Below are 24,223 nucleotides of genomic sequence, written 5' to 3' on the forward strand. Positions count from 1 at the left end.
AGTGTAATAACTTAGCCCTCCCTCATATCGACCCCGACCGACCTGTAGAGGTGACGATGAGACCGCCTTCCGGGCAGACACACGCGGCAGGCCACAGCCTGTTCCTGCGGGGCATCGGGGTGCGCTTCGGCGGGCTCACCGCGCTCGACGACGTGTCGCTCGAAGTGGCCCCCGGCCAGGTCGTCGGCGTGATCGGCCCGAACGGGGCGGGCAAGACCACGCTGTTCAACGTGGTCTGCGGGCTGGTCCGGCCGACCTCGGGCGCCCTCGAACTCAACGGCGAACGCCTGACGCCCGCCCCGCACCGGCTGGCCGGGCTCGGCATCGCCCGCACCCTGCAGGGCGTCGGCCTGTTCCGCGGGCTGACCGTGCTGGAGAACGTGATGGCGGGCGCGACCTGCACCGCCCGCGCCGGCTTCTTCTCCGGACTGCTCGGCCTGCCCCGCAGCGACCGCGATGAGCGGCGGCTGCGCGAAGAGGCGCTGGCGCTGCTGGACCGCTTCGACGTCGCGGCGTACGCCAAGGCGCTGCCCGGCACCCTGCCGTACGCGGTCGGCAAGCGCGTCGCGCTGGCCCGCGCGCTGGCCGGCCGCCCCCGCCTGCTGCTGCTCGACGAGCCCGCGGGCGGGCTGGGCGCGCAGGACATCGAGGAGCTGGCCGCGCTGATCACCACCCTGCCGGCCGAGGCGGGCTGCTCGGTGATGCTGGTCGAGCACCACATGGACCTGGTGATGCAGGTCTGCGACCGGATCGCGGTGCTCGACTTCGGCCGGCTCATCGCCACCGGCACCCCGCAGGAGGTACGCGACGACCCGGCGGTCGCCGAGGCCTACCTCGGGGCCGAGGCCGACGCCGCCACCCCGACCACCAGCCGCCAGGAGGCTTCGGCATGACCGCTGACGACGTGATCCTGCAGGTCAACGGCCTGACCGCCGGGTACGGCGCGGCGCCCGTGCTGCAGGAGGTCGACCTCACCGTGCGGGCCGGGACCATCGCGGCGGTGCTCGGGGCCAACGGCGCGGGCAAGACCACCCTGCTGCGCACCCTGTCCGGGCTGGTCAAGCCGAGCGGCGGCGAGGTCGTCTACGGCGGCCGGCCGCTGCGCGACGTGCCGGTGGAGCAGCTGGTGCGCCGGGGCATGGCGCACGTGCCCGAGGGCCGGGGTGTGGTCGCCGAGCTGACCGTCGACGAGAACCTGCGGCTCGGCGGGCTGTGGCGGCGTGATCGCGCCGACGCGGCCAAGGCGCTGACCGAGGTGTACGAGCTGTTCGAGCCGCTCGCACAGCGCCGCCGTAGCGCGGGTCACCAGCTCTCCGGCGGCGAGCGGCAGATGCTGGCGCTGGGCCGCGCCCTGGTCGCCCGCCCGAAACTGCTGCTGCTCGACGAGCCGTCGCTGGGCCTCGCGCCCCGCGTCATCGCCCAGATCATGGCGCTGCTGCGGCAGCTGCGCGACACCACCGGGCTGACCGTGCTGCTGGTGGAGCAGAACGTACGCAGCGCGCTGTCGGTCGCCGACGAGGCCGTGGTCATGTCGCTCGGCCGGATCGTCACCGCGACCAGCGCCGACCGGCTGCGCGACGACGAGGAACTGCGCCACGCCTACCTGGGCTTCTGAGCCCGCCCCGACAAGAGCTAGAAGGAGGTATCCGTTGGACCGCTTCGTGTTCCTCACGTTCGACGGCCTGTCCAAGGGGGCGGTGCTGGCCGCGTTCGCGCTGGCCCTGGTGCTGATCTGGCGGGCCGCGCGCATCGTCAACTTCGCCCAGGGCGCGATGGCGGTGGCCGCGGCGTACGCCGGTTACAGCGTCACGACGGCGACCGGCTCGTACTGGCTGGGCTTCGCCGCGGCGCTGCTCGGCGGGCTGCTGATCGGCGTCGTCGTCGAGCGGGCGGTGATGCGCTTCGTGGACCACGCCTCACCGCTGTCCGAGGTGATCGTCGCGCTGGGCCTGGTGCTGGTGCTGCAGGCGGTGCTGGGCATGGTGTACGGCAACGAGTTCCTGCCCGCGGGCACCCCCTTCAGCCGTACCGCGCTGAGCGTGGGCGACGTGCCGCTGCTGTCGCGATACGACCTGTTCGTCTTCGGGGCGGTGCTGCTGGTGCTGGTCGGGCTCGCGCTGCTGTTCACGCGTACCTCCGTCGGCCTGCGCATGCGGGCCTCGGCGTTCGCCCCCGAGGTGTCGAGGCTGCTCGGCGTCAACGTCGGCGGCATGCTGACGCTCGGCTGGGCGCTGGCCTCGGCGGTCGGCGCGCTCGCCGCGCTGCTGGTCATCCCCACCGAGCTGGGCCTGCACCCGCACGCCATGGACCTGGTCTTCGTGTCCGCGTTCACCGCCGCGGTGGTCGGCGGCTTGGACAGCCCACCCGGCGCGGTGGTCGGCGGCCTGACCGTCGGCCTGATCCTCTCGTACGTCAGCGGCTACCTGGGCAGCGACGTCACCCCGATGGCAGTGCTCGTGCTGCTGCTCGCGGTGTTGCTGGTCCGCCCCGGCGGCCTCTTCTCCAGCACCGTGGCGAGGCAGGCATGAGCGAGCAGACGATCAACTCGACCGCGCATGCGACGGCCCCGGCCCCTGCTCCGCGCCGGGCACCGGCCCTGCCGGGCTTCCTGAACCGGTCGACGCTGCTGCGGCATCTGCTGCTCACCGTGCTCGCCGGGGTCGTGCTGTTCCTGCTGACCCAGCAGCTGGACCCGTTCCGCAACTTCCAGCTGGCCACGGTCGCCGCCTACCTGTGCGCGACGGCCGGGCTCACGCTGCTGGTCGGCATGAACGGGCAGCTGTCGCTGGGGCACGGCGCGCTGATGGCCGTCGGCGCGTACACCGTGGCGCTGACCCAGAACGCGCTCGCCGACCGGGGGATCACCGGCAACCAGGTGCTGCCGCTGTCGCTGGCGCTGGGGGTGCTGGTCACCATGGCCGCCGGTGCGGTCATCGGGCTGGCCGCCGCCCGGCTGCGCGGGCCGTACCTGGCCGGCGTGACCCTCGCGGTGGCGATCGCGGTGCCCGCCGCGACGGTCACCTTCGACGAGGTCTTCAACAGCGAGCAGGGACTGTCGGTCGCCGTGGAGCCGCCGCCGCTGTCGCTCGGGCTGTACTTCCCGAACGAGCGCTGGCAGGCCTGGGTCGCGCTGTGCGGTGCGCTGCTGACCATGCTGCTGCTGGCCAACCTGGTGCGCAGCCGGGTCGGGCGCAACCTGCGCGCGGTACGCGACGACGAGGTGGCCGCGCGGCTGTCCGGCATCCACGTGGCGCGTACCCAGGTGCTGGCGTTCGTGGTGAGCGCGGCCAGCGCCGGGCTCGGCGGCGGCCTGACGGCGCTGCTGGCGCAGAGCGTCTCGCCGGGCGCGTTCTCGCTGACGCTGTCGCTGTTCCTGCTGATGGCCGTGGTGATCGGCGGCCTGGGCAGCCTGTCGGGCGCGGTGTGGGGCGCGATCCTGCTCGTGGCGCTGCCCGACCTCACCCACGACAGCACGCTGCTGGTCTCCCTGTCGCCCGCGGCGGCGCAGCGGCTGGAGGGCAACCTCCCGCTGGCCGTCTTCGGGCTGACCCTGATCGTCGTGATGATCGCCGCCCCGGGCGGCGTGCAGGGCCTGCTGCGCCGGATCGGCGCGAGGGCCCGGCGGCGGGCGCCTGCCCGCTGATCTCACGGCCGCACCACCGTACCAACCGCTCCACCCCTGTTATATCGATAATCATCAATGTTAACGTGACGGAAGGATCGGTGTCACCATGAAGGCCCTGTCCCGACGCGGGCTCTCGCTCGCCACGGCCGCCGTGCTGCTCACGGCTGTCGCGGCCTGCAGTGAGGACGCGAACACCCCGCCGGCCGAGGTGCCCGGCGTGACCGCGAGCGAGATCGTGATCGGCTCGCACATGCCGCTGACCGGTCCCGCCGCGGCCGGCTACTCCGAGATCGCCCCGGCGAGCAAGGCGTACTTCGACTACGTCAACGCCAACGGCGGGGTGCACGGCCGCAAGATCACGTACAAGTTCATGGACGACGGCTACAACCCGGCCAACACCCAGACCGTGGTGCGCAAGCTGGTCCTGGAGGACAAGGTCTTCGCCATCCTCAACGGCCTGGGCACCCCGACCCACACCGGCGTGCTGGACTTCCTGAAGACCAACCGGGTGCCGGACCTGTTCGTCGCCTCGGGCAGCCGCAGCTGGAACCAGCCGGACAAGTACCCGGGCACGTTCGGGTTCAACACCGACTACACCGTCGAGGGCAAGATCCTGGCCACCCACATCAAGGCCACCCACGCGGGCAAGAAGGTCTGCTTCATGGGCCAGGACGACGACTTCGGCCGGGACAGCCTGGTCGGCGTCGAGCAGGTGCTCGGCGCGGGCGCCGTGGTAGCCAAGGAGAAATACGTCACCAGCAACCAGAACGTCGCCCCCCAGATCGGCGCCCTGAAGGCGGCCGGCTGCGAGGTCGTCGTGCTGGCCACCGTGCCGGGCTTCACCGCGCTGTCCATGGGCACCGCCGCCCGCCTCGGCTTCAAGCCGGCGTGGGTCGTGTCGAACGTCGGCTCGGACTACCTGACCCTGTCCAAGGTGCTCGGTGAGGGCAAGGTCCTGCTGGAGGGCATGGTCGGCATCTCCAACCTGCCGTCGCCGGTGGACATGAGCGACCCGTGGACCGCGGCCTTCAAGAAGATCCACGACCAGTACAACGGCAGCGCCCCGTTCAACGGCAACACCGTGTACGGCATGTCGGTGGCGTACCTGTTCGTGCAGTCGCTCCAGGCGGCCGGCAAGGACCTCACCCGCGAGGGCCTGCTCGCCGCGATCGAGAAGGGCGGCTTCAAGGGCCCCGGCCTTGCCCCGTTCCGCTACAGCAAGGACAACCACTCCGGCATGGGCGGCGGCAAGCTGACCAAGGTGACCGCCGGCAACCAGGAGTTCTTCGGCCCCGTCTACGAGACCGACTCCGCCGCCGGCCCCGTCAACGAGTACAAGGAAGAACGCCCCGCCCCCACCGCCAACACCATCCCGGCAGCAGCCTGACCAACCCCCTTCCGCGTTGATCATGAACTTATGGCACGGCTCGACGGCGTGTCACCGGCCTAACTTCATGATCGACGCCCGGTGAGCACCGGCCCGGCATGCGTGCGCATGCCGGGCCGGTGGGGTGGGCGGGGTCAGGAGAGGCGTTCGAGGACCATGGCCATGCCCTGGCCGCCGCCGACGCACATGGTCTCCAGGCCGATGGTCTTGTCGTGCCAGGCCAGGGAGTTGAGCAGGGTGGTGGTGATGCGGGCGCCGGTCATGCCGAAGGGGTGGCCGACGGCGATGGCGCCGCCGTTGACGTTGAGCTTGTCCCAGTCGATGCCGAGTTCGGCGGCGCTGGGGACGGCCTGGGCGGCGAACGCCTCGTTGATCTCGACGAGGTCGACGTCGCGGATGGACATCCCGGCGCGGGCGAGGGCCTGCGTCGAGGCCTCCACCGGGCCGAGGCCCATGATCTCGGGGGACAGGGCGGACAGGCCGGTGGAGACGATCCTGGCCAGCGGGGTGATGCCCAGCTCTGCGGCGCGGACGTCGGACATGATGACCAGGGCCGCCGCGCCGTCGTTGAGCGGGCAGCAGTTGCCCGCGGTGACGGTGCCGTCGGGGCGGAACACGGGCGCGAGCCCGGCCAGCGCCGACAGCGTGACCCCGGCGCGCGGGCCGTCGTCGGCGCTGACCACGGTGCCGTCGGGCAGGGTGACCGGGGTGATCTCGCGCGCCCAGAAGCCGTCCTTGATCGCCTGCTCGGCCAGGTTCTGCGAGCGGCAGGCGAACTCGTCCTGCAGTTCGCGGGAGACGCCCTTGAGCTGGGAGACGTTCTCGGCGGTCTGGCCCATCGCGATATAGACGTCGGGCAGGTCCCCGTCCTCACGGGGGTCGTGCCAGGTCGTCGCGCCGACGGCGGCCCGGCGTTCGGTACGGGCCAGCGCGGGCGCGTACACCTCGTTGCGGGTGCCGGGCATGCCGTCGCTGCGGCCGAGGCCGTAGTGCGACACCGACTCGACGCCGACGGAGAGGAACACGTCGCCCTCGCCGGCCCGGATCGCGTGCAGCGCCATCCGGGTGGTCTGCAGCGAGGACGAGCAGTACCGGTTGACGGTGGTGCCGGGCAGGTGGTCGAAACCCAGCATGGTGGCGACCACCCGGCCGAGGTTGTGGCCCTGGACGCCCGCGGGCTGGCCGCAGCCGAGCACCAGGTCGCCGATCTCGCGCGGGTCCAGGGCGGGCACCTGGTCCAGGGCCGCGCGCACGATGTCGGCGGCCAGGTCGTCGGGTCGTTTCGTGGCCAGCGAGCCCTTGTTGGCGCGGCCGATGGGGGAGCGGGCCGCGGCGACCACCACAGCTTCAGGCACGGTCGGGTCCTTTCACGAGTACGGCTATCTTTGTGCACTCAAGCTGCATCTTTCGGTACTGCCCTGTCAATGCCACGCCAGGTGGGGCATGTCACCATGGCTGTGGTCCGTTGACCGCCCGCGCGGCGGTCCCTAATATCGGCACTGCTAGTGCAACTAACCCACCTGGATGGAGTCCACGTGACCGCCCTCGATCTCGACGGCGCAGCGGTCGTCGTCACCGGCGCCGGCTCGGGCATCGGCGCCGCGATGGCCCGCCGCTTCGCCGCGGCCGGCGCCCGCGTGGTCGTCAACGACCGTGACCCCGGCGCGGCCCGGCGCGTCGCCGAGGAGACCGGCGGGCGGGCGTTCCCCGCCGACGTGGCCGACGAGGCGCAGGTCGCCGCACTGGTGGACTACGCGTGGGAGTCGTTCGGCGCGCTGGACCTGTTCTGCGCCAACGCCGGGGTCGCACCGCCCGCCGACGGGGCCACGGCGTGGGACCTGGCCTGGCGGGTCAACGTGCAGTCGCACGTCCTGGCCGCGCAGGCGCTGCTGCCGCGCTGGCTGGCCGCCGGGAACGGCCGCCTGCTGGTGACGGCGTCCGCGGCGGGACTGCTGACGATGCTCGGCAACGCGCCGTACGCGGTCACCAAACACGCGGCCGTGGCGCACGCGGAGTGGCTGCGGGCCACGTACGCCCACCGGGGCATCGTCGTGCAGGCGCTGTGCCCGCAGGGCGTCCGCACGCCGATGCTGGACTCGTCCGGCCCCGGTGGCAGCGTGCTGCTGGACCCGGGCGCGATCAGCGCCGAGGAGTGCGCGGAGGCCGTGGTGGCGGCACTCGGCGGGGACGCCTTCCTGGTGCTGCCGCACGCCGAGGTCGCCGCCTTCTACGAGCGGCGGGCCGCCGACCCCGACCGGTGGCTGCGCGGCATGAACCGGCTGCAGCAGGAGCTCGAACACCGGCTCTCGGGCTCATGAGCCCCGGGCGGGTTCGCCGCGCCGCCGAGCGCGCCGGGCTCGGTGACCGGGGGCCGGGCGCGCTCGGCGCGCCCGCATCGCGGACGGGCAGCCGAGCGGCGGGATCACGCCGTCGGTGGCGCGACTACACTCTGCGTGCACGTTCGGTGAGCGCGGCCGGTGGGGCCGCGGCGAGGTTGGCGGGAGCGGTATGAGCAGGACCGGCACCGAGGGCAGGGTCGACGGGCGCACCGCCCGTGCCGAGCGCACCCGGGCCGCCATCGTCGATGCGCACCTCGCGCTCATCACGGAGGGTGACCTGCGGCCGACCGGTGAGCGCATCGCCGAGCGGGCCGGGGTCTCGCTGCGTGCGCTGTGGACCAACTTCTCCGACATGGAGACCCTGTTCGAGGCGAGCGGCGTGCGGGTGCTCGCCCGCCAGGACGCGGCCTACCAGCCGGTGGACCCGTCGCTGCCGCTGAACCGGCGGGTGGAGGAGTACTGCCGCCAGCGGGCCGAGCTGCTGCAGCTGATCGCGCCGATGGCGCGCGCCGCGGCGATGCGCGAGCCGGTCTCGGCGCAGCTGCGCCGCAACCGGCTCAAGCACATCGAGCGGGTACGCGACGAGGTCTCCGTGCTGTTCGCGCCCGAGCTGGAGATGGCCGGCCCGGGACGGGAGCAGCTGCTCGCCGCGCTGATCGCGTCCACCATGTGGCCGGCCTGGTCGATGCTGCTCGACGGGCTCGACCTGGACGTCGACGCGGCTCGCGGCGTCATGGTGCGCACCGTCACCGCGCTGCTGCTGACCGCGATGGCTTCGGGGATGGCATAAGCGGCACGATCCGCGTCTTTCCAAAGCCGTTACTTATAGGTAACACTGTCGGCATGGTAAATGCATCGACAGTGCACATACCAAGGCTGCGCGGCCGGGACCGTGAGCAGCAGGCGATCGCCCAGCTTCAGGCGGGCGCGGCCGACGGCTTCGGCGCGGCCCTGCTCCTGCACGGCGACCTGGGCGGCGGCAAGACCGCCCTGCTGCGCCACGCGGCGGCCACCACCCCGGACGGAACCGTGCGCCTGTGGGCCACCGGCCTGGACGAGGAGTCCGACCTGCCGTACGCCGGGCTGCAGAGCCTGCTCCAGCCCGTCGTCGACCGGATCGCGGACCTGCCCGCCCACCAGGCGCGGGCGCTCACCCGGGCGCTGTCCGGCGAGGGCTGCGCCGCCGACGACCGGCTCGCCCTGTCCATGGCCGTGCTCACGCTGCTGGCCACGCTCGGCCGGGAACACCCCGTGCTGTGCTGCGTCGACGACGCCGACGCGCTGGACCGGCCGTCGCTGGACGCCATCGCCTTCACCGCCCGCCGGGTAGGCGCGCACCGCGTCACGCTGCTGCTGACCGCCACCGGCGACCTGCCCCTCAACGGCGTGCCGCGAGTCGCGCTCGGCCCGCTCGACCCGGCGGCGAGCCGCAGCATGCTCGCCGACCTGCTGGACGAGTCCGGCCGGGCCGGTGAGCGCCGTCCGCGGTGGACGCCCACCGATCCCGGCGCCCGGACCACGGCATGGCCGGCCCACACCGCGGACCTCGACGGCCGCGCACTCCACTCCACCGTCGGCGATGAGGTGCTGGCCGCGTTGGCCGCGCTCGGCAGCGGCAACCCGCGTGCGCTCACCGATCTCGCCGCCTCCCTCAGCGACAGCCAGCTCGCCGGGGAGGCCCCGCTGCCGACCCGGCTGCCCGTGGACAGCGCGCTGCTGCGCACGTACCGGGCGCGACTCGACCGGCTCGCGCCGGACACCCGCTGGCTGCTGCTGCTCGCCGCGGCCGACGAGGAGACCGACGCCGCGGGCCTGATGCGGGCCGCGCACAGCTCCGGGGTGGACATCGCCGCGCTCACGCCCGCCGAACGCGGCGGGCTGGTCCGGGTCAGCCGGGGCGGCATCGTTTTCCCCCAGCCCATCGCCCGCGCGCTGGCGTACGAGGAAGCGCCCCTGGCCCAGCGCCGCGCCGCGCACCTGCACCTGGCGCAGATCCTCGACGCCGACACCGAACGGCTGCGCCGCGCCGTGCACCTGGCCGCCGCCGCCCACGGCCCCGATGCCGAGCTGGCCGAGGAGCTGGAGGAGGCGGCCACCGGCGGCGGCTACTCGCGCGCCTCCACGGCCCTGGAGCACGCCGCGTTGCTCACCACCGAACCCGGGGGAGCGGCCCACCGGCTCGTCACCGCCGCCCGGTACGCGTGGCAGTCCGGCAGCGCCGGCCGGGCCCGCAGCCTGCTGCGCCGGGCCCGCCCGGCGGCCCGGGACCGGGTGGTGTCCGCCGAGAGCGAGGTGCTGTCCGGCGAGATCGAGCTGCGTGCCGGGGCCACCGCGAACGCCGCCGAGTCGCTGCTGACCATCGCCGACCGGCTCGCCGGGTCCGAACGCGAGCTGGCCGTGCTGGCGCTGATGCGGGCCGGGGAGGCCGTCTGCTTCTCCGGCGACTACCCGCGCTACGCCGAGGTGGCGAGCCGGGCCGCGGCGCTGCGTCGCCCCGACGACCCGCCGGAGCTGGAGGTGGTCTTCGAGCACATCGCCGGGTTCGCGTACACCTTCGGCGGCCGGCACCACCGCGCGATCCGCCCGCTGCGGCGCGTCGTCGAACTCGGCGAGACCCTGGACAGCGCGGCCCCGCTGACCTGCGCCAGCGCCGCCGCGCTGCTGCTGGCCGACGACGTCGGCGCGCACCGGCTGGCCGCCCGCGCGGTCGAGGTCGCGCGGGACAGCGGCGACGTGTCCGCGCTGCCGCTGGCCCTGGAGATGACCGCGTACGCCGAGTACTGGCTCGGCCGCTACGACGCCGCCGCGGCCACCAGCCTGCACGGGCTGCGCGCCGCACGGGCCTGCGGGCAGGGCAACTACGCCGGGGACCACCAGGCGATGCTGGCCGTGCTGTGCGCCGTCCGCGGCGATCGGGAGCAGGCCCTGCGGCACATCCGCGACATCGAGGTCGCGCCCGGCACCGGGCAGGTCAACCGTCCCAAGGCGCTGAGCCAGTGGGCGCTGGCGGTGCTCGACCTGATCGCGGGCCGCCCCGCCGACACGGTCGCCCGCATCGCCGCGATCGCCTGCCCCGTGACCGGCCGCGGCCACATCGTGGTGCAGGCCATGGCCACCCCGTGGCTGGTCGAGGCGGCGGTCCGGGCCGACGACCGGGAGCAGGCCGTCGCCGCGCTGGCCGGGTTCGACCTGTGGGCGTCGTCGACCGGCGACCCGGTGCGCCGGGCGCTGTCGGCGCGCTGCCACGCGCTGCTCGCCCCGCGCGGCAGCGCCGAGGCCGAGGAGCACTTCCAGCAGGCGCTCGCCCTGCACCTGGCCGGGGAGGCCGCCTTCGAGCAGGCCCGCACCGAACTGCTGTACGGCCAGGAGCTGCGCCGCGCCCGCCGCCCTCGCGACGCCCGCGAGCACCTGCACCGGGCCCTGGAGACGTTCACCCAGCTCGACGCCCCCGCCTGGGCCGACCAGGCCCGCGCCGAACTGCGCGCGGCCGGCGAGGCCGTCGACGCCCCCGCGGTCCGCGCCGCCGACGTCCTGACCGCCCAGCAGCTCCAGATAGCCCGCCTGGTCTGCGACGGCGCGACCAACCGCGAGGTCGCCGCTCAGCTCTTCCTGTCCCCCCGCACCGTCGACCACCACATGCGCAACATCTTCGCCCGCCTCAACATCCGCTCCCGCATAGAACTCGCCAAAGCCCTGACCTGACCCGCCCCGCCCGCCCCCGCCCCGCCCGCCCCCTCCCTGCCGCAACTCTTAAAGACTTGCGGCCTCCGACCCTGGCGGAGACCGCAACTCCGTAAGAGTTGCGACCCGAGCGGCGGGTCGTGCCGGGCGGGTGGGGCGGGTGGGCGGTGGGTTGGGACGGCCGTGGGGCCGCACGCGTGGGCGTGCGGCCTCGCGGGCGCGTCAGGGGAAGAGGATGACGGTACGGGCGCCTTCGCCGCGGGACATGCGGGCGAAGGCCTCGGGGGACTCGTCCAGGGTGATCCGGTCGGTGATGAGGGCGGCCGGGTCGAGGCCGCCGTCCAGGACCTGGTGGGCCAGGGCGGGCACGTCGCGGTCCGGGTCGGAGTTGCCGTACACCGAGGAGCGCAGGGTGCGGGCGGAGTGGAAGATGTCCAGCGCGGCGAGGCTGACCATGTCGTCCTTCGCGCCCATGCCGACCACGGTCACCTGACCGCCGCGCCGGGTGGCCCGCCACGCGGCCCGGATCGTCGCCGAGCGGCCCACGCACTCGAAGGAGTGGTCGGCCCCGCGGCGTTCGGTCAGGCCGCGGACCTGGGCGCTCAGGTCGTCACCCGATACCAGGAAATGGGTCGCCCCGGCGGCCAGGGCCAGCTCGCGTTTGGCGTCGGAGACGTCCACGGCGATCAGCGGGTCGGCTCCGGCGGCGCGGGCGGCCATCACGGTGGACAGGCCGACCCCGCCGAGCCCGATCACGACGGCCGACTCGCCGGAGCGCACCCCGGCGGTCCGGCGCACCGCGCCGACGCCGGTCAGCACCGCGCAGCCGAGCAGCGCCGCGGTGGCGAACGGCAGCTCGGCCGGCACCGGGATGACGGCGTGGTCGCCGACGACGACCTCCTCGGCGAGCGCGCCGAGACCCAGCGTGACGTGCAGCGGCTCGCCATCGGCGGTCGCGCCCCGGGCGGCCGTCGGCGCGCCCGCGGTCTCGCACAGCCAGGGCTGCCCGTTGCCGCAGAACCAGCACCTGCGGCAGGGCGGGGCCCAGTTCAGCACCACGTGGGCGCCGACCGCGATGCTCGCCTCCGGCCCGGCGGCGGTCACCACGCCCGCCGCCTCATGACCCAACACCAGGGGGTACGGCGGCGCGAGGGTCCCGTTGACCATCGACAGATCGGAGTGGCACACCCCGGCGGCGCGGATGTGCACCCGCACCTCCTTCGGGCCGGGTGCGGGCAGCAGGATCGGCTCGATCTCCAACTGTGCGCCGGGGCCGCGCCAGAGCAGCGCGCGGATCGGCCGGTCGACGGCAGGCCCGGAACCGGTCGCGGGAGCGGCGTTCGCGTCGGCGGCGGGCGGTGTCGGGGCGCTCATCGCTGGATCGCCTTCGTCTCCAGGAACTCCGCCAGCCCGTGCCGGCCGAGTTCGCGGCCGATGCCGGACTGCTTGAACCCGCCGAACGGGGCCAGCGGGTTGAACGCGCCGCCGTTGACGTCGACCGCGCCGGTGCGCATCCGCCGCGCCACGGCCAGCGCGCGGTCCTCGTCACCGGACCAGACCGCGCCGGCCAGGCCGTACCGGGAGTTGTTGGCGATGGCGACGGCCTCGTCGTCGGAGTCGAACGGGATCACCACCAGCACCGGCCCGAAGATCTCCTCCTGGGCCACGACGCTGTCGGGGTCCACGTCGGCCAGCACGGTCGCCGCGACGAAGTGCCCCCGGTCCGGCACGGGCGCGTCGAGGCCGCCCGCGATCAGGCGGGCACCGGCGGCCAGGCCCTGCTCGATGTAGCCGCGTACCGTCTCGCGCTGCGCGGCCGACGCCAGCGGGCCCAGCCGGGTGCCCTCGTCGAACGGGTCGCCCAGCGTCTGCCCGGCGGCGGCCTCGGCGGCGATGGCCAGCGCCTCGTCGTACCGGGAGCGGTGGACGAGCATGCGGGTCCAGGCGGTGCAGGTCTGGCCGGAGTTGAGGAACGCGTTGGCGACGCCGGTCTTCACCGCGCGGCGCAGGTCGGCGTCGGCCAGGATCACGTTGGCGGACTTGCCGCCCAGTTCCAGCGCGACCCGGGCGATGCGGTCGGCGGCCAGGTGCGAGATGCGCGCGCCGACGGCCGTGGAGCCGGTGAACGACACCAGGTCCACGTCGGGGTGTGCCGCGATGGCCGAGCCGACCACCGAGCCGGGGCCGGTGACCAGGTTGGCCACGCCCGGCGGCAGCCCGGCCTCGTCGATCGCGTCGAACAGCAGGTACGCCACCAGCGGCGTCAGGTCGGCGGGCTTGAGCACCACCGTGCAGCCTGCGGCCAGCGCCCCGGCCACCTTCGCCATGATCTGGTGCAGCGGGTAGTTCCAGGGCGTGATCGCCCCGACGACGCCGACGGGTTCGCCGACGATCAGCGAGTTGCCGACGGTGTGCGTGCTCTCCGGCTGCCCTGCCATGTCGACGTAGCTCTTCAGCACGGTCAGCGGCAGTCCGGCCTGGACCTTCGTGGCGATCTTCATGGGGGTGCCCAGCTCGCGGGCCACGGTGGTGGCGATGTCGCCCGCGCGGGCCGACAGCGCCGTGTGCAGCCGGTCCAGGTGCGCGGCGCGTTCTGCCGGGGCCAGCGCCGACCACGGGCCGAACGCGGCCTTCGCGGCGGCGACGGCGCGGTCCACGTCGACGGTGTCACCGGCGGGCACGTGGGCGATCACCTGCTCGGTGGTCGGGTCCTCGACGGCGATCACGCCGGTGCCGTGTGGTGCGATCCACCTGCCGTCGAGGTAGAGCTGGGTGCGGTCCGCGATCGGGGTGGTACGCCCCGGATGCGTCGCCGCGGCTGCCAGGTCCATGCTGTCCCTTCCCATCAGGGCGGCGTCGCTCGCGGCGCGGCACCGGACACCGACCGCACGGGGCGGGTGACGGCGTCGTCGCGGGTCGCCGGGCGGGATGTCTCCCGCGGACCGGTCGGTCCCGACGGAACGCGCATCTTCCACGACGCCCTCGGGGCGAGGGCGCCGGTGGCCGGACGGCCGCGTCCCGGTGGCCGCGTAGCGAGCAGCCGGCGGGGAGCCGGGCCGCAAAACTAGCGCTGCAAGTTTCGACTGTAGTACGAGTCGGGCCGCGGCTCCAGAGGCGGCAGCGGGCCGACCGTGGCCTCGTACTCCCGGGCCAGCCCGTCGACCAGCGCGTCGAGGCCGAGCGCGAACGCGCCCTCGTCCACGCTGTGCTGGTGCTCGGCGAGGCGGTGCGCCTGGGACAGGTGCGGGTAGTGGGCGGCGTACAGCTCGGGGTCCTCGACGAAGCCGCGCGCGAACGAGCCGAGTGACGAGCCCGCGACCAGGTAGCGCATGACCGCGCCGATGTGCGTGGCGCGGGCGGGCGGCCAGCCCGCCTTGACCAGGCCGCCGTACACGGCGTCGGCCATGTGCAGCGCCGCCGGTCGCCGCCCCGGGCCCTGGGCCAGGTACGGGACGATGTTCGGGTGCGCGGTCAGCGCGTCGCGATAGGAGTGCCCCCACAGCCGCAGCGCGTCGCGCCAGTCGTGCGTGGTGAAGAACGACACGTCCACGCCCGCGATCACCGCGTCGGCGACCGCGTCCAGGATCGCGTCCTTGGTGGGGAAGTGGTTGTACAGCGACGGCCCGCGTACGCCCAGCTCGGCCGCGAGCCGCCGGGTGGAGAACGCGGCCAGCCCGTCGGCGTCGATCATCGCGGACGCGGTCTCCACGATGCGCTGCCGGCTCAACAGGGCCTGGCTGGGCCGGGGCATGGTCGGTTCTCCCTCGCTCGGTGCTGACCGAAACTCTGCCACAGCGGGGTCTGGACGAGATAAAACTTTCACCGCTAGTTTAATCGGGTGGACATGACACTGTCGCCGGAACACGCCGCGGTCCGCCGCCTCGCCGCCGAATTCGTCGATCGCGAGGTCGTGCCGCACGCGGCGGAGTGGGACCGGCGCGAGAGCGTCGAGCGCACCGTGGTCAAGCAGCTCGGCGAGCTGGGCTTCCTCGGCCTGACCGTCGCCGAGGAGCACGGCGGGAGCGGCGGCGACCACCTGGCGTACTGCCTGGTCCTCGAAGAGCTGGGCCGGGGCGATTCGTCGGTGCGCGGCTTGGTGTCGGTGTCGCTGGGGCTGGTCGCCAAGAGCATCGCGCGGCACGGCACGGACTCGCAGCGTTCGTTGTGGCTGCCCGGCCTGTGCGCAGGGGACCTGCTGGGCTGCTTCGCGCTGACCGAGCCGGGCACCGGGTCCGACGCGGCCTCGCTGACGACGCGGGCGGTGCGCGACGGCGGGGACTGGCTCATCACCGGCTCGAAGATCTTCATCACCAACGGGACCTGGGCCGATGTCGCGCTGGTCTTCGCCCGTACGGGCGGGGACGGGCCGCGGGGCGTCAGCGCGTTCCTGGTGCCGACGGACACGCCGGGGCTGACCCGGCGGGAGATCCACGGCAAGCTCGGGCTGCGCGGGCAGCCGACGGCGGAGCTGGTGTTCGACGGGGTGCGGGTGCCGGCGGACGCGCTGCTCGGCGAGCAGGGGCGCGGGTTTCACCTCGCCATGTCCACGCTGGACAAGGGGCGGATGTCGGTCGCGGCGGGCTGTGTCGGCATCGCGCAGGGGTGCCTCGACGCGGCCGTCGACTATGCGAAGACCCGCACCCAGTTCGGCAAGCCGATCGCGGCGTACCAGCTGGTCCAGCAGCTGATCTCGGACGTCGCGGTGGACACCGCGGCGGCCCGGCTGCTGGTGTGGCGGGTCGCCGACCTGATCGACCGCGGGTTGCCGTACGCGACCGAGGCGTCGATGGCGAAGCTGTTCGCCAGCGAGGCTGCCGTGCGCGCCGCGAACAAGGCGCTACAGGTGTTCGGCGGGTACGGCTACGTCGACGAGTACCCGGTCGGCAAGTACCTGCGCGACGCCCGCGTCACCACCCTCTACGAGGGCACCAGCCAGATCCAGCAGTTGTTGATCGGCCGCGCCCTCACCGGCGTGAACGCGTTCTGAAAGTCCAGCTCAGGCAGGTTGAGGCGTTAACAAGGGCACCTTCCTCTACGTATGGCGATGTGAAGGTGCCCTTCCTTTCAAGGAGGTAGCGATGGGCAGCAGGTTTGCGGGGCGGGTCGCGATCGTGACCGGCGGGGCGCAGGGGATCGGGGCGGCGACGGCCAAGCGGCTGGCGTCGGAAGGGGCCACGGTCGCGGTCGTGGATCTGAGCGTCGAGAAGAGTGCGGCGCTGGCGAAGGAGATCTCGGCGGAGGGTGGGACGGCTGCCGGATACGGGTGCGACGTGACCGACGAGGCGGCCGTGCACGCGATGACCGAGCAGGTGGTGGCCGACTTCGGGCGGCTGGACGTGCTGATCAACAACGCGGGGATCACGCGGGACGATCTGCTGTACAAGATGAGTGCGGCGGACTGGCACGCGGTATTGAACACCAACCTGACCAGCATGTTCTATTGCTGCCAGGCGGCGCAGAAGCACATGGTGGCGGGGAAGTACGGCAAGATCGTCAATCTGAGCAGCCGGTCGGCGCTGGGCAACCGGGGGCAGGTCAACTACGCGGCGGCGAAGGCGGGCGTGCAGGGGCTGACGGCGACCCTGTCGATCGAGCTGGGGCCGTTCAACATCTGCGTCAACGCGGTCGCGCCGGGGTATGTGGCCACCGCGATGACCGCGGCCACCGCCGAGCGGGTCGGGTCGTCGGCCGAGGCGCACCAGAAGTGGGCGAGCGAGCACACGCCGCTGCGCCGGGTCGCCCAGCCCGAGGAGATCGCGTCCGTGGTCGCGTTCCTGGCCAGCGACGACGCGTCGTTCGTCACCGGGCAGACCCTCTACGTCAACGGCGGCGCGCGCTAAGCGAAGCACCCGAACCGGAAGGAAGCACAGTGGACTTCTCGCTCGACGACGAGCAGCGGGCGATCCGGGACACCGCCCGGGCGTTCATCCGCAAGGAGGTCGTCCCCCTCGAACACGAGCTGCTGCGCCGCGAGCGCGCCGGGCAGCCGGGCATCGAACGCGCCGAGCTGCGCGAACTCCAGCTCAAGGCCAGGAAGTTCGGGTTCTGGGGGCTGGCCACGCCGGCCGAGCACGGCGGCATGGACCTGCCCGCGCTCATGCAGTCGCTGATCTGGACCGAGGTCGGGCACACCCTGGTGCCGTTCCGCTTCGGCGGCGAGGCCGACAACATCCTCTTCCACGCCAACGCCGCCCAGCAGGACGAGTTCCTCAGGCCCACCATCGAGGGCGAGCGGATCTCCTGCTTCGCCATCACCGAGCCCGGCGCGGGCTCCGACGCCGCGAACATCAAGCTGTCGGCCCGCAAGGACGGCGACGACTGGATCCTCAACGGCGAGAAGACCTTCATCACCAACGGCAACGACGCCGACTTCGCCATCGTGGTCGCGGTCACCGACAAGGACAAGGGGGTACGCGGCGGCGGCACCACCGCGTTCCTGGTGGACCGGGCGATGGGCTGGACGTCGGAGTTCATCGCCACCATGGGCCCCGGCGGCCCGGCGTCGCTGGTGTTCGACGACGTGCGGGTGCCCTCGCGCAACATCCTCGGCGAGCTCGGCCAGGGCTTCGAGCTGGGCATGAAGTGGATCGGCAAGGGCCGGTACATCATCCCGTCGCACGCGCTCGGCATCGGCGAGCGGGCGCTGCAGATGGCCGTCGACTACGCCAACACCCGGGTCACCTTCGGCAAGCCGATCGGGGAGAACCAGGCCATCCAGTGGATGATCGCCGACGCGGAGACCGAGCTGGAGGCCGCCCGCTGGCTGGTGCTGCGCGCCGCGTGGACGGTGGACCAGGGGTTGGACCCGCGGCACTCGTCGTCCATGGCGAAGCTCTACGGCGCCGGGATGATCAACCGGTTGGTGGACCGGGTCATGCAGATCCACGGCGGCATGGGCTACACCCGGGAGCTGCCCATCGAGCGCTGGTACCGGCAGGTGCGGCTGCTGCGCATCTACGAGGGCACCGACGAGATGCAGCGCCTGATCATCTCCCGGGACCTGCTGCGCGGGTACACGAAGATCGGGGGGCACCTGGCATGAGGGTGTTCGCGTCCGCCCAGGAGCTGGCCGCGGCGGTCGGCCAGTGCATCGGCCCGGGGCCGTGGCAGCGCGTCGACCGGTCGCGGGTGGACGCGTACACCGAGGCCGCCGGCGGCGTCGACTGCGTCGGCATCGGGGCGGCCACGCCCGGCTGGCTGACCCTGTCGATGCTGCCGCTGCTGGTCCGCGACGTGTACCGGTTCGACAACGTGCGCCTCGGCGTCAACTACGGGGTGAACCGGGTCCGCTTCCCGGCCCCGATCCCGGTCGGGGCGCAGGTGCGCCTCACCGCCCGCATCGCCGAGGTCGAGCCCGTCGACGGCGGCGTGCAACTGGTCGCGCAGCTCACCGTCCGCGCCGACGGCGAGGACAAGCCCTGCTGTGTGGCCGAGACCGTCAGCCGTATCTACTTCGAGGAGGAGCAGTGAGCACGCTTTCCCTGGCCGCCGTCCTGGCCGAGGCCGCGCGCCGCCACCCGGCGAAGACCGCCGTGGTCGACGCGTTCGGCCGGGAGACCTACGCCGACCTGTGGCGCCAAGCCCTGGCGTACGCCGCGGGGCTGCGCGAACTCGGTGTCCAGCCCGGTGACGCCGTCGCGCTGGTCTGCCCGAACGTGACCGACTTCCCGCGCGCCTACTACGGCATCCTCGCCGCGGGCGGCGTCGTCGTGCCGGTGCACCTGCTGCTGACCCCGGCCGAGGCGGCGTACGTGCTGCGCGACAGCGGGGCGAAGCTCGTCGTCTGCCACAGCGGCATGCTGGCGTTGGGAGCGCCCGCCGCGGCCGAGGCCGGTGTCCCGATCGTGAGCGTCGGCCCGCGTCCCGACGAGGGCGGCCCCGAGCGGCTGGAGCAGGTCAGCTCCCGGGTCCCGGCGCTGCGCTCCTACGAGACCCGCTACCCGAACGACCCGGCCGTCATCTTCTACACCAGCGGGACCACCGGCAAGCCCAAGGGCGCCGTGCTCACCCACCTCAACCTGGTGATGAACGCGACCGTCAACACCTTCGACGCCAACGACGCCAAGCAGTCCGACATCGTGCTCGGCTGCCTGCCGCTGTTCCACACGTTCGGGCAGACCGTCGGCATGAACGGTGCGTTCCGCATCGGCGCGACCCTGGTGCTGCTGGCCAGGTTCACCGGCGAGGCCGCGATCGACCTGATGCTGCGGGAGAAGGTGGACGTCTTCCACGGCGTGCCCACCATGTACATCGGCCTGCTGGAGGCCGCCGCGGGCCGCTCGGAGCTGCCCGCGCTGCGGATCTGCATCTCCGGTGGGGCGTCGCTGCCGGTCGCGGTGCTGGAGCGCTTCAACGCCGCGTTCCGGACCACGGTCTTCGAGGGCTACGGCCTGTCCGAGACCTCGCCCAGCGCCACCACCAACCAGCCGCACTTCGGCGTACGCGCCGGCACCGTCGGCCACGCCCTCTGGGGCGTCGAGGTCGAGATCGCCCGCGCCGAACTCGACGAGCGGATCGAGCTGCTCGGCCCGAACGAGCTGGGCGAGATCGTGATCCGCGGCCACAACGTGTTCGCCGGCTACCTCGGCAACCCCGCCGCGACCGAGCAGGCCCTGGTCGACGGCTGGTTCCGCACCGGCGACCTGGGCACCAAGGACGCCGAAGGTTTCGTCTCCATCGTGGACCGCAAGAAGGACATCGTCATCCGCGGCGGCTTCAACGTGTACCCCCGCGAGGTCGAAGAGGTCCTGGCCCGCCACCCCGCCGTCGAACTCGTCTCCGTCATCGGCGTGCCCGACGACACCCACGGCGAGGAGATCTGCGCCGTCGTCGTCCTGCGCCCCGACACCGACCCCGTCACCGAGGACGACCTCATCACCTGGTCCCGCGACCAGCTCGGCAAGCACAAGTACCCCCGCCAGGTCCGCTTCCTCCCCGACCTCCCGATGGGCCCCAGCCACAAGATCCTCAAACGCGAACTCCGCCGCATGCTCACCGACTGAAGGCAAGGAAGGGCACCTTCACAACGCTCCGCGTTGTAGAAGGTGCCCTTGTTAACTTCTCCTGCCGGTTTTCCAACCTGTGCGCCGTGTGCCGCCGTGTAGGTGGGGCGGAAGGTCGGGAAGACGAACGGGGAGGTGACGTGTGACGGACGACGACGGGTTCCGCGAGTTCGTGCACGCGCGGCTCGGCAGGTTGTCGCGCATCGCGTATCTGCTGACCGGCGACCATCATTCGGCCGAGGACCTGCTGCAGAACGCACTGGTCAAGATCGCGTCGCGGTGGTCGAAGGTGTCGGCGGGGGGCGCGCCGGACGCGTACCTGCGCAAGGTGCTCTACCACGAGCACGTGTCCGCCTGGCGGCGCAGCCGCCACCTGCGCGCCGAGTGGCCCACCGCGGAGCCGCCCGAGGGCGGCAGCGGCCGGGACCTGGCCGCCGACACGGTACGCCGGGTGCTGCTGGAGCAGGCGCTGGCCAAGCTCACCCGCAAGCAGCGGGCGGTGATCGTGCTGCGCTTCGTCGAGGACCTGTCCGAGGCCGACGCCGCCGCGGCGCTCGGCGTCTCCGTGGGCACGATCAAGAGCCAGACGTCGTACGCCCTCAAGAAGCTGCGCGAGCAGGCCCCGGAACTGCACGTGCTGGTCAGGGAGCCGAAGGAGGCCTGGGCATGAGCGAGCGCAGCGAGCGAATCACGTCGCCTGGCACCCGTGCCGCCGACGAGCGAAGCGAGGAGAAGGCATGAGCGACCTGAACGAGCTGCTCGCGGACATCGGGGATCGCGCGCGGATCTATGACGTCACCGAGCGGGCACTGGCGCTGGGTCGTCGGCGGCGCAACACCCGCCGCCTCGCGGGCGTGGGCGGGATCGCCGCCGCGGTCGCGTTGTCGATCACGGGTGCCCTGGTCCTGCCCACCCGCCCGGAGCCCGGCCCGGCCGCGCCACCCTCGCCGACCCCGTCGCCGCCGGCGGTCGCCCTGACCGCTTGCACCGCCTCCGAACTGCCGATGCCGGAAGGCCTGCGCGCGGACACGTATCACGAGTTCGGCGGTGATCCCAGCGGCCGCTTTCAGGCGACGCGTGCCACCGACGGCAAGGGCCGCGATTTCCTGGTCGTCTGGGAGGACGGCAGGCCGAGCGCGGTCAGCGACTGGCCGAAGGGCGCCTTCTGGATCGATGCGGTCAGCTCGACGGGGACCGTGCTGGTGCGTGCCGGGCAGGCGGAGCCGGAGACCCAGGTCGTGCGCCGTGACGGCACCACGACACGGCTGCTCGGCCCGGGTGCGGTCGGCCTCGGCATCAACTCCGCCGGCGTCATCGTGGGTCAGATCCGGGGCAACCTGCTGATGACCTGGCCGAACGACACAGCGAAACCGGTGCCGCTGCCAGTGCCTGAGGGGATGACCGCGGGCGACCGCGCGGCGATAGCCGACGACGGCACCGTCGTCACACAATTGTTCGAGGGCCGGTTCGATCAGACGCCGTTCCGACGAGGCCCCGGCTGGGCGTACGTCTGGCCGCCCGGCGGCTCGCCGCAGCGGCTCGCGCTGCCCGACGCCATCGACGGCGTCAAGGTGAAGTCGTCGCGGGTCTTCCAGATCGCCGACGGCTGGGCCTCGGGTGTGCTGATCACCGGGGAGGGCGAGGACATCCGCCCCTATCCGGCCCGCTGGCGGCTCGGCAGCGGCGAGGTCGAGTGGCTGGCCGTGCCCGATCGGGGGGAGGGCGTTGTCAATCCTCAGGGTTGGGCGGTGCTTCGAGCGGCGGACGACACGACGACCCTGGTCCGCGGTGACGTGGCGATTCGGCTGACGGGCCTGCCAGGTCACACGCCACGTCCGTCCAGCGTCACGGGGACCGCCCCGCTGATGGTGAGCGTGGTCGGCCCGGATGCCCGCGCCCTGTTCGGGCTCCAGGTGAGCGAGGGCGAGAACCGCGAGCTGGTGTATCGGAGACTGCGCTGGACCTGCCACTGAACGGCGTGATCGGGCCGGGCGTCGTCCCTGGTGGGAGCGCCCGGCCCGCTTGACAGCCGCGCCGTGGCTGTGGTCGGGTCGGGGGATGCGACGCCTGGTGCTCTGGGACATCGACCGCACGCTCATCGACGGCGGCAAGGTCGGGCGGGAGGTGTTCGTCGCCGCGTACCAGGCGGTGGTGGGCAGCGAGCCGCCGCGGCTGCCGGAGTTCGGCGGCCGTACCGACCACTGGATCTTCACGACGGCGCTGGAGTGGCACGGCCGCGAGGCGCACCCGGAGATCGTGGCCGAGTTCTTCACACACCTGGCCGAGCACACCCGGGCGCACCGGCCGCAGCTGCTGGCCCGCGGTGGGGCGCTGGCCGGCGCGGCGCAGGCGCTGGCCGCCCTGGCCGGTGAGACGGGCGTGGTGCAGTCCGTCGTGACCGGCAACATCCGCGAGGCCGCGTACGAGAAGCTGTCCGCGTTCGACCTGCTCGGCCCGATCGACCTGGAGGTCGGCGGCTACGGCTGCGACGACGGGGTGCGCTCGGTGCTGGTGCGGCTGGCGCACGAACGCGCGCAGGCGAAGTACACGGCGGTGCTGCCCGCGCGGCAGGTCGTGGTCATCGGCGACACACCGCACGACATCGAGGCGGCGCGGGCCAACGGCGCGCTGGCCATCGGCGTGGCGACCGGCTCGTGCACCGCCGACGAGCTGGCCGAGGCCGGCGCGGACACGGTGCTGCCGTCGCTGGCCGAGACGGGCGCGGTGCTGCGGGCCATCCTGGCCTGAGCCTTATCGGTTCGACAGGGCGCCGGGCGACCCGCATGATCGCAGGCATGACGCGAACCGACGTGCCCGCCACCTGGGACGAACGAGCCACCCTGACCACCTTCCTCGACTACGCCCGCGCGACCGTGCGCGCCAAGTGCGAGGGCATCACCGACGAGGACGCGCGCAAGGCGCCGCTGCCGGATTCGCCGCTGATGACGGTCAAGGGACTGGTCAGCCACGTGCGCTGGGTGGAGTACTCGTGGTTCCAGGTGGTGCTGCTGGGCGAGGAGGACGCCGGGCCGTGGACCGCGGAGGACCCGGACCGGGAGTTCAGCTACGCCCTCGACGTGCCGATCGAGCAGCTGCTCGCCGAGTACGAGGCGCAGAGCGATCGCTACCGCGAGCTGGTCGACTCGCTCGACCTGGACACCCTCGCCAAGCGCGACCTGCGCCGGGCCGGGCGTCCCGCGACGCTGCGCTGGATCCTGTTCCACCTGGTCGAGGAGATCGCCCGGCACAACGGCCACCTGGACGTGGTGCGCGAGCTCGTCGACGGCACCAAGGGCGACTGAGCTGCCCGTTCCCGGGATGGGCGGCCCTGCGCGCGCGTAGCCTGAACCGGAGCGCATCGGGGGAGGCGTCATGGATCTTGACCTGGGCGGCAAGGTCGCGGTGGTCACCGGGGCCAGCAAGGGCATCGGCCTGGCCGTGGTGAAGTCGCTGGTCGCGGAGGGCGCGAGCGTGGTCGCCGCGGCCCGGGACACCTCCGGCGAGCTGGCCGGGATCGACGGCCCGGTGCGCGCCGTCGCCGTCGACCTGACCGACCCGGCCGGGCCGCAGCGCCTGATCGACGAGGCGGTCTCCGCGTACGGCGGGCTGGACGTGCTGGTCAACAACGTGGGCGGCGTGAAGGCCCGGCTGGGCGGGTTCGTGTCGGTGACCGACGAGGACTGGATGTGGTCGCTGACCGTGAACCTGCTGTCGGCGATCCGGACCACCCGGGCGGCGCTGCCGCACCTGCTGGCCCGGGGCGCGGGCAGCATCGTGACGGTGAGCTCGATCAACGCGTTCCTGCCCGATCCCGCGATCATCGACTACACGGTGTCGAAGGCGGCGCTGACGAACTTCTCCAAGGCGCTGTCCAAGGAGGTCGGGCCGAAGGGCATCCGGGTGAACACGGTCAGCCCCGGTCCGGTGCGCACGCCGCTGTGGACGGGCGCGGGCGGCGTCGCCGAATCGTTCGGCAAGGCGGGCGGCGTGTCGCCCGAGCAGGTGGCCGAGCAGGTCGCCGCGCAGGCCGTGACCGGCCGGTTCACCGAGGCCGAGGAGGTCGCCGACCTGGTGGTACTGCTGGCCGGCGGCCGGGCGGGCAACGTCACCGGCGCGGACTTCGTCATCGACGGCGGCATGATCGCGACCCTCTGACGGCGGAAGTGGCCCGTTCGATCCGATCGCACCT

General features: G+C 72.9%; 22 protein-coding genes. 18 read left to right on the forward strand and 4 right to left on the reverse strand.

Features of this window, described 5'->3' with window-relative positions; all coding sequences use genetic code 11:
- Positions 1 to 56 precede the first annotated feature (56 nt).
- From ACFQO7_RS35965 to ACFQO7_RS35985, 5 genes are all read left to right on the forward strand, one after another.
- Complete coding sequence (locus ACFQO7_RS35965) at positions 57 to 893, forward strand: ABC transporter ATP-binding protein (RefSeq protein ID WP_376810581.1); 837 nt, start codon at positions 57 to 59, stop codon at positions 891 to 893.
- Positions 890 to 1,615, forward strand: a complete 726-nt coding sequence (locus ACFQO7_RS35970; protein WP_360540719.1) for an ABC transporter ATP-binding protein — start codon at positions 890 to 892, stop codon at positions 1,613 to 1,615. The genes ACFQO7_RS35965 and ACFQO7_RS35970 overlap by 4 nt, the downstream gene beginning before the upstream one ends.
- A 34-nt stretch (positions 1,616 to 1,649) precedes the next feature.
- On the forward strand, positions 1,650 to 2,528 hold the full coding sequence (locus ACFQO7_RS35975; RefSeq protein ID WP_203697288.1) for a branched-chain amino acid ABC transporter permease: 879 nt from the start codon (positions 1,650 to 1,652) through the stop codon (positions 2,526 to 2,528).
- A complete protein-coding gene (locus ACFQO7_RS35980; RefSeq protein ID WP_376810582.1) occupies positions 2,525 to 3,643 on the forward strand; it encodes a branched-chain amino acid ABC transporter permease in 1,119 nt (372 codons plus the stop codon). Before ACFQO7_RS35975 ends, ACFQO7_RS35980 begins: the two co-directional genes overlap by 4 nt.
- Positions 3,644 to 3,731: 88 nt before the next feature.
- On the forward strand, positions 3,732 to 5,012 hold the full coding sequence (locus ACFQO7_RS35985; RefSeq protein ID WP_376810583.1) for an ABC transporter substrate-binding protein: 1,281 nt from the start codon (positions 3,732 to 3,734) through the stop codon (positions 5,010 to 5,012).
- A gap of 134 nt (positions 5,013 to 5,146) precedes the next feature.
- Here ACFQO7_RS35985 and ACFQO7_RS35990 read toward each other — a convergent pair whose 3' ends face one another.
- Positions 5,147 to 6,367, reverse strand: coding sequence for an acetyl-CoA C-acetyltransferase (locus ACFQO7_RS35990; protein ID WP_376810584.1), 1,221 nt, complete (start codon positions 6,365 to 6,367; stop codon positions 5,147 to 5,149).
- A 249-nt stretch (positions 6,368 to 6,616) separates the two neighbouring features.
- Between ACFQO7_RS35990 and ACFQO7_RS35995 the strand changes: the two genes are divergently transcribed.
- The 3 genes from ACFQO7_RS35995 (at position 6,617) to ACFQO7_RS36005 (ending at position 11,053) form a co-directional block, all read left to right on the forward strand.
- A complete protein-coding gene (locus ACFQO7_RS35995) occupies positions 6,617 to 7,330 on the forward strand; it encodes an SDR family oxidoreductase (RefSeq protein WP_465252393.1) in 714 nt (237 codons plus the stop codon).
- Between the two features lie 190 nt (positions 7,331 to 7,520).
- Entirely contained in the window at positions 7,521 to 8,141 is a 621-nt protein-coding gene (locus ACFQO7_RS36000) for a TetR/AcrR family transcriptional regulator (RefSeq protein WP_376810586.1), read from the forward strand.
- Positions 8,142 to 8,212: 71 nt separating this feature from the next.
- Complete coding sequence (locus ACFQO7_RS36005; protein ID WP_376810587.1) at positions 8,213 to 11,053, forward strand: helix-turn-helix transcriptional regulator; 2,841 nt, start codon at positions 8,213 to 8,215, stop codon at positions 11,051 to 11,053.
- A gap of 201 nt (positions 11,054 to 11,254) precedes the next feature.
- On the opposite strand, the gene ACFQO7_RS36010 is transcribed toward ACFQO7_RS36005, so the two are convergent.
- The 3 genes from ACFQO7_RS36010 to ACFQO7_RS36020 form a co-directional block, all read right to left on the reverse strand.
- Positions 11,255 to 12,406: a Zn-dependent alcohol dehydrogenase gene (locus ACFQO7_RS36010; protein WP_376810588.1), complete on the reverse strand. Its 1,152-nt coding sequence runs from the start codon at positions 12,404 to 12,406 to the stop codon at positions 11,255 to 11,257.
- A complete protein-coding gene (locus ACFQO7_RS36015) occupies positions 12,403 to 13,863 on the reverse strand; it encodes an aldehyde dehydrogenase family protein (RefSeq protein WP_376810599.1) in 1,461 nt (486 codons plus the stop codon). The genes ACFQO7_RS36010 and ACFQO7_RS36015 overlap by 4 nt, the downstream gene beginning before the upstream one ends.
- Before the next feature lie 233 nt (positions 13,864 to 14,096).
- Positions 14,097 to 14,783 (reverse strand): TetR/AcrR family transcriptional regulator, encoded by a 687-nt coding sequence (locus ACFQO7_RS36020; RefSeq protein ID WP_376810589.1) that lies wholly within the window; start codon positions 14,781 to 14,783, stop codon positions 14,097 to 14,099.
- Between the two features lie 87 nt (positions 14,784 to 14,870).
- Between ACFQO7_RS36020 and ACFQO7_RS36025 the strand changes: the two genes are divergently transcribed.
- The 10 genes from ACFQO7_RS36025 (at position 14,871) to ACFQO7_RS36070 (ending at position 24,189) form a co-directional block, all read left to right on the forward strand.
- On the forward strand, positions 14,871 to 16,019 hold the full coding sequence (locus ACFQO7_RS36025; RefSeq protein WP_376810590.1) for an acyl-CoA dehydrogenase family protein: 1,149 nt from the start codon (positions 14,871 to 14,873) through the stop codon (positions 16,017 to 16,019).
- A gap of 91 nt (positions 16,020 to 16,110) precedes the next feature.
- Positions 16,111 to 16,872: a 3-oxoacyl-ACP reductase FabG gene (gene fabG / locus ACFQO7_RS36030; protein WP_376810591.1), complete on the forward strand. Its 762-nt coding sequence runs from the start codon at positions 16,111 to 16,113 to the stop codon at positions 16,870 to 16,872.
- Between the two features lie 29 nt (positions 16,873 to 16,901).
- Positions 16,902 to 18,074 (forward strand): acyl-CoA dehydrogenase family protein, encoded by a 1,173-nt coding sequence (locus tag ACFQO7_RS36035; RefSeq protein ID WP_376810592.1) that lies wholly within the window; start codon positions 16,902 to 16,904, stop codon positions 18,072 to 18,074.
- Complete coding sequence (locus ACFQO7_RS36040) at positions 18,071 to 18,502, forward strand: hotdog family protein (protein WP_360540744.1); 432 nt, start codon at positions 18,071 to 18,073, stop codon at positions 18,500 to 18,502. Before ACFQO7_RS36035 ends, ACFQO7_RS36040 begins: the two co-directional genes overlap by 4 nt.
- Positions 18,499 to 20,034: a long-chain-fatty-acid--CoA ligase gene (locus ACFQO7_RS36045; RefSeq protein ID WP_376810593.1), complete on the forward strand. Its 1,536-nt coding sequence runs from the start codon at positions 18,499 to 18,501 to the stop codon at positions 20,032 to 20,034. The genes ACFQO7_RS36040 and ACFQO7_RS36045 overlap by 4 nt, the downstream gene beginning before the upstream one ends.
- A gap of 142 nt (positions 20,035 to 20,176) precedes the next feature.
- Positions 20,177 to 20,704: a SigE family RNA polymerase sigma factor gene (locus ACFQO7_RS36050; protein WP_376810594.1), complete on the forward strand. Its 528-nt coding sequence runs from the start codon at positions 20,177 to 20,179 to the stop codon at positions 20,702 to 20,704.
- Between the two features lie 67 nt (positions 20,705 to 20,771).
- A complete protein-coding gene (locus ACFQO7_RS36055; protein WP_376810595.1) occupies positions 20,772 to 22,007 on the forward strand; it encodes a hypothetical protein in 1,236 nt (411 codons plus the stop codon).
- Between the two features lie 85 nt (positions 22,008 to 22,092).
- Entirely contained in the window at positions 22,093 to 22,782 is a 690-nt protein-coding gene (locus ACFQO7_RS36060; protein ID WP_376810596.1) for an HAD family hydrolase, read from the forward strand.
- Between the two features lie 47 nt (positions 22,783 to 22,829).
- Positions 22,830 to 23,336 (forward strand): DinB family protein, encoded by a 507-nt coding sequence (locus ACFQO7_RS36065; protein ID WP_361054456.1) that lies wholly within the window; start codon positions 22,830 to 22,832, stop codon positions 23,334 to 23,336.
- 70 nt (positions 23,337 to 23,406) lie between these two features.
- Positions 23,407 to 24,189, forward strand: a complete 783-nt coding sequence (locus ACFQO7_RS36070) for an oxidoreductase (protein WP_376810597.1) — start codon at positions 23,407 to 23,409, stop codon at positions 24,187 to 24,189.
- Positions 24,190 to 24,223 lie beyond the last annotated feature (34 nt).

The sequence above is a fragment of the Catellatospora aurea genome, from assembly GCF_042663325.1.
Taxonomy (GTDB): Bacteria; Actinomycetota; Actinomycetes; order Mycobacteriales; family Micromonosporaceae; genus Catellatospora; species Catellatospora aurea.

Coding starts and splice junctions, on each gene's coding strand:
- ACFQO7_RS36065 (WP_361054456.1), top strand. CDS start 22,830: ATGACGCGAACCGACGTGCCCGCCACCTGGGACGAACGAGCCACCCTG.
- ACFQO7_RS36010 (WP_376810588.1), bottom strand. CDS start 12,406: ATGAGCGCCCCGACACCGCCCGCCGCCGACGCGAACGCCGCTCCCGCG.
- ACFQO7_RS35980 (WP_376810582.1), top strand. CDS start 2,525: ATGAGCGAGCAGACGATCAACTCGACCGCGCATGCGACGGCCCCGGCC.
- ACFQO7_RS36020 (WP_376810589.1), bottom strand. CDS start 14,783: ATGCCCCGGCCCAGCCAGGCCCTGTTGAGCCGGCAGCGCATCGTGGAG.
- ACFQO7_RS36055 (WP_376810595.1), top strand. CDS start 20,772: ATGAGCGACCTGAACGAGCTGCTCGCGGACATCGGGGATCGCGCGCGG.
- ACFQO7_RS36070 (WP_376810597.1), top strand. CDS start 23,407: ATGGATCTTGACCTGGGCGGCAAGGTCGCGGTGGTCACCGGGGCCAGC.
- ACFQO7_RS35970 (WP_360540719.1), top strand. CDS start 890: ATGACCGCTGACGACGTGATCCTGCAGGTCAACGGCCTGACCGCCGGG.
- ACFQO7_RS35985 (WP_376810583.1), top strand. CDS start 3,732: ATGAAGGCCCTGTCCCGACGCGGGCTCTCGCTCGCCACGGCCGCCGTG.
- ACFQO7_RS36040 (WP_360540744.1), top strand. CDS start 18,071: ATGAGGGTGTTCGCGTCCGCCCAGGAGCTGGCCGCGGCGGTCGGCCAG.
- ACFQO7_RS36015 (WP_376810599.1), bottom strand. CDS start 13,863: ATGGACCTGGCAGCCGCGGCGACGCATCCGGGGCGTACCACCCCGATC.
- ACFQO7_RS35995 (WP_465252393.1), top strand. CDS start 6,617: ATGGCCCGCCGCTTCGCCGCGGCCGGCGCCCGCGTGGTCGTCAACGAC.
- ACFQO7_RS36000 (WP_376810586.1), top strand. CDS start 7,521: ATGAGCAGGACCGGCACCGAGGGCAGGGTCGACGGGCGCACCGCCCGT.
- fabG (WP_376810591.1), top strand. CDS start 16,111: ATGGGCAGCAGGTTTGCGGGGCGGGTCGCGATCGTGACCGGCGGGGCG.
- ACFQO7_RS35965 (WP_376810581.1), top strand. CDS start 57: ATGAGACCGCCTTCCGGGCAGACACACGCGGCAGGCCACAGCCTGTTC.
- ACFQO7_RS36060 (WP_376810596.1), top strand. CDS start 22,093: ATGCGACGCCTGGTGCTCTGGGACATCGACCGCACGCTCATCGACGGC.